Origin of the sequence: Actinomadura darangshiensis (genome assembly GCF_004349235.1) — a bacterium.
GTDB lineage: Bacteria > Actinomycetota > Actinomycetes > Streptosporangiales > Streptosporangiaceae > Spirillospora > Spirillospora darangshiensis.
In genome coordinates this window covers 1-3,341 of the sequence record NZ_SMKY01000520.1, presented here as the reverse complement: position 1 = coordinate 3,341, position 3,341 = coordinate 1, and the positions used below count along the sequence as shown (strand labels likewise).

General features: G+C 66.8%; 5 protein-coding genes. 2 read left to right on the top strand and 3 right to left on the bottom strand.

From position 1 onward, the window contains the following. Window positions 1-159: 159 nt before the first annotated feature. The 3 genes from E1293_RS45775 to E1293_RS50940 are packed head-to-tail and all read right to left on the bottom strand — an operon-like array spanning window position 160 to window position 1,725. Window positions 160-729, bottom strand: coding sequence for a hypothetical protein (locus E1293_RS45775; RefSeq protein ID WP_132206233.1), 570 nt, complete (start codon window positions 727-729; stop codon window positions 160-162). 47 nt (window positions 730-776) lie between these two features. Next, window positions 777-1,190, bottom strand: coding sequence for a NucA/NucB deoxyribonuclease domain-containing protein (locus E1293_RS50945; protein WP_132206231.1), 414 nt, complete (start codon window positions 1,188-1,190; stop codon window positions 777-779). After that, entirely contained in the window at window positions 1,087-1,725 is a 639-nt protein-coding gene (locus tag E1293_RS50940; protein ID WP_132206229.1) for a peptidase inhibitor family I36 protein, read from the bottom strand. Before E1293_RS50940 ends, E1293_RS50945 begins: the two co-directional genes overlap by 104 nt. A gap of 421 nt (window positions 1,726-2,146) precedes the next feature. Here E1293_RS50940 and E1293_RS50935 point away from each other — a divergent pair, with 421 nt between their 5' ends. Together E1293_RS50935 and E1293_RS45755 are read left to right on the top strand one after the other, a co-directional pair. After that, window positions 2,147-2,365, top strand: a complete 219-nt coding sequence (locus tag E1293_RS50935; RefSeq protein ID WP_132206235.1) for an Arm DNA-binding domain-containing protein — start codon at window positions 2,147-2,149, stop codon at window positions 2,363-2,365. Window positions 2,366-2,501: 136 nt separating this feature from the next. Then, window positions 2,502-2,735 carry a hypothetical protein gene (locus E1293_RS45755; protein ID WP_132206227.1) on the top strand — a complete coding sequence of 78 codons (234 nt, stop codon included), beginning with the start codon at window positions 2,502-2,504 and terminating at the stop codon, window positions 2,733-2,735. Window positions 2,736-3,341: the final 606 nt, after the last annotated feature.

Sequence of the window (3,341 nt, the reverse complement as noted above, 5' to 3'; positions counted from 1 at the left end):
CTTTCAGACACTCCCTTGTGGCGCCTGGGAGGGCGGGCACGATGACGCGGGCGGGGTAGCCGTGGTCGAGGGGGCCTGTGCCAGTGCCCGCTGCTCAATGCTGCGCGATCGAACCGTCTTCGTGCACTTTGTCAAGCCCCGGGTTTGACAGTCTGTCTATTACCGGCGCCGCCCACTGGGGTCGGCTGCGGTATTCCTGATCGGTGGCATAATGCTCGGATCCGGCTGCGCGGCGCGGAGTCCGATTCCGACTTGGTCGCGTGTCTGGTGCACGGCTTCCGGTTGGCCGTCTCCTGGCCAGCAGATGATCAGGAATTCTTCGACGATCTCGTTGACGTCAGTGACTGTTTCGGCGCCGTGTCCGGCGTCTCGCCCTCGGGCGTGGACGCGCACGCGGTAGTAGCCGGGACCGGCGACGGCCAGGTTCGGCAGGGGCGGGCCGTTGGCGACGCCGTTGATGCTGAATCTGCCGCTGGGAGAGTGGAAGGCGATTTCGACCACCTCGTCCCAGTCGCCGACATGTGCGAGGGGAGGTTCCTGGCTGGCCTGTGCCGTCAGGCGGACGAGGCCTTCGAGTGTGCCGGTGCACACGCATGCTGCTCCGTCGCCTAGGACGCCGACTAGACCGTTGCGGCCTGCGGAATACAGCAGGGCCGCTTGCGTTCCTGCGTCGACCAGGTAGAACTGGCCGTCGCTCACGCTGAGGGCTACGGTCCTCGGTTCGGCCATGCCAGGAACCTCCAGGGGTCATTGCTTGACTGGATGCCGCACGTGGTTTACGGGACGATCTTCACCCAGAACGGGTCTTCGTCGACCACCCGGTTCTCCAGGTAAAACTGTTTACGGTACGCACCTTCCGCGCGGTTGTCGCTGGAGTCGATTAGCTCCCAGTGGAAGTCTCCCTTGCCTTCCAGTGCAGCGCCCTGGTAGGTGGCGGCGAAGGGGTATTCGTCGCAGTCCTTGCTCGTCGGGCGAGGGTCCGGCGCGGCTGCGCAGGCGGCGGTGCGGTTCTTATCTGCCAGGCTTTGTCGACGAGCCGTGTGAGCGGCTTGTCGGTCGCGGCGCCGGTGTATCGGCCCCAGTGGTTCAGGGTTGCCGCTTGGGCACGTTCGATGTGTGCGGCGGTCTTCGTCGCGGTGCCCGTGGACTTGGACAGAGTGTAGGTGGGCGCGAGGTCGGGGAAGACGCACCCTCCCGCATCGTTGGGCGAGTCGGGGTTCTCAGTAGGCGGCCGCTTGTCGCAGCGGACCAGCTCCGAGTCGTGCGATTCCTTAAGGGGATTGGGATCAGCTTCGTTGATGTGGCGGAGGCTGATCGTGGTCTCCGGAAGGTGAGCTTGCGTCCGGTGAAGTCCGGGCCGTCGTAGAAGCAGTAGGCGCCGGTCGCGCACGGATCGGCGACGGCCGCTGGCCCGGGGGGATGGTCACGGTCACCCTTCCGCCCCTGTAGGAGATCTCGTTCGGGCCGGTCTGCACGCCACCCGGGTACTGGCGCAGCTGTGCGTTGACCTGCTCCTGGGTGGGGGAGGCGTCGGCGGAGGCGGATCCGGCGAGGCCGGTGACGACTGCAGCGCTGCCGGCAGCGGCGGCGATGATGAGGGCGCGGGCGGTCGTCCGGGGGGTTGCCATGTGTCTCCCTGCCATGTGATGGGGCACCCTGCCCGCCTTCGAACGAAGTGGCGAACCAGGTGGTAGCGAAAAGGACGCTAATCGGAACCCTTTTCATGATCAAGGATCATGACCAGTAAAGGATCTTCTACTTGGTGCGTGTATCTTTGTCGGAATGCTAGTCAGAGTGCCGTATCTGTCTTTTGGGACACGTCACGCTGTAGATCTGTGAGGACAAAAAGACGCCGTCGCCACGCCGGCCGGACTCCGGACGACGCCACTCCGCCCTGGATTGCATGAGCCCGATACAGTTCGAAACCACCCATCCGTCGAGCCCGATTCCCTCACAATCGAGTCCGTGAAACGGGGGCAACATGACCAGGGCGGAGTGGCGTCGGTGGCGGTATGAGCGCATGGGAAGAGCGAGGGGTGCCGGTGGGGTGTACCGGCAATGCGGATGTGAGGATCCGGAAACTGGTCGTGCGGTGGGTCGTGGCTGCCCATGACTTCAGACAGAGCGGAGTCACGGCAGTTGGTATCTGCGGCTGGAGCTCGGTGCCGGGCTGGACGGGAGGCGTCGGCGGCTCCGGCGGGGCGGGTTCCGGACCCGTAAGGCGGCGGAGGAGGCGTTGGCGCGGCTTCGCGGCCCGAAGGGTAAGGCGATCACGGTGGGGAGTGGCTGGCCCGGTGGTTACGCGACCATCCGGGTGCCGCCTCGACGATGGCCGGGTACGCCAATCACGTCCGCCTCTACCTGACCCCGCACCTGGGTGGGCTGCTGCTGGGCGAGCTGACGGTGCAGCATCTGCGGGAGATGTTCGCCGCGATCGTCCACGAGCACCAGTGGGACGGTCGGCCGATCCGGCAGGCGACGCTGAACCGGATCGGGCTACCTTGCGCAGCGCCCTCAACACCGCGCTCCGAAACGGCCTCATCGCCGAGAACCCGGCGGCGCTGCTGGCGATGGCGACGGCGCGGCGGCCGCGGGCGGTGGTGTGGACGTCCGCCCGGGTCGAGCATTGGGAGTGGACGGGGGAGCGTCCGGCGGTGGCGGTGTGGACGGCCGAGCAGACCACCGCATTCCTGCACGCCATCGGCGGCCACCGGCAGTACGCCGCCTACCATTAGATCGCGCTGCGGGGGCTGCGGCGCGGTGAGGCGGCCGGGCTGCGCTGGGTGGACGTGGATTTGGAGCACGGCACTGCGACCATCTGCCAGCAGCTGCAGCGGCGAAACGGCCGGCTGGAACCCTGCCCGCTGAAGACCGCGCACAGTGCCCGCGTGATCGCGCTGGAGCGGACCACGATCGCGGCGCTGCGGGCACATCGGGACCGGCAGCAGGCCGAGGCTACCGCATACGGGATCCGCCCCAGACCGGCGCTCACGGTCGCCCCATCGGGCGCCCGCCTAACGATCCCGTCCCGGTCCACAGTCTTTTGATCGTCTGGATCCATAGCCGAGGTTCTTCGAGGCGTTGGACCGGGAGAACGGCAACATCTCGGGTGCTGCTTGGCTGGTCGGGCTGAATGGTGCCATGGCGTTTTGACTGGGCGCGGGTGAGGGAGGCGGTCTTGGGGCTTTTCTGCATCGTCGTTGTCGCCACCCTCGGGGCCCGTATCCGGGCCCGTACGCATCAGTCGAAGGTGGTGGAGATTTCGTGCCAGCCGCTGGGAACGAAGGTGGTGGCTTCGTCCGGCCCCCAGGTTCCTTTGGCGTAGGGGAGGGGCTGGGTGG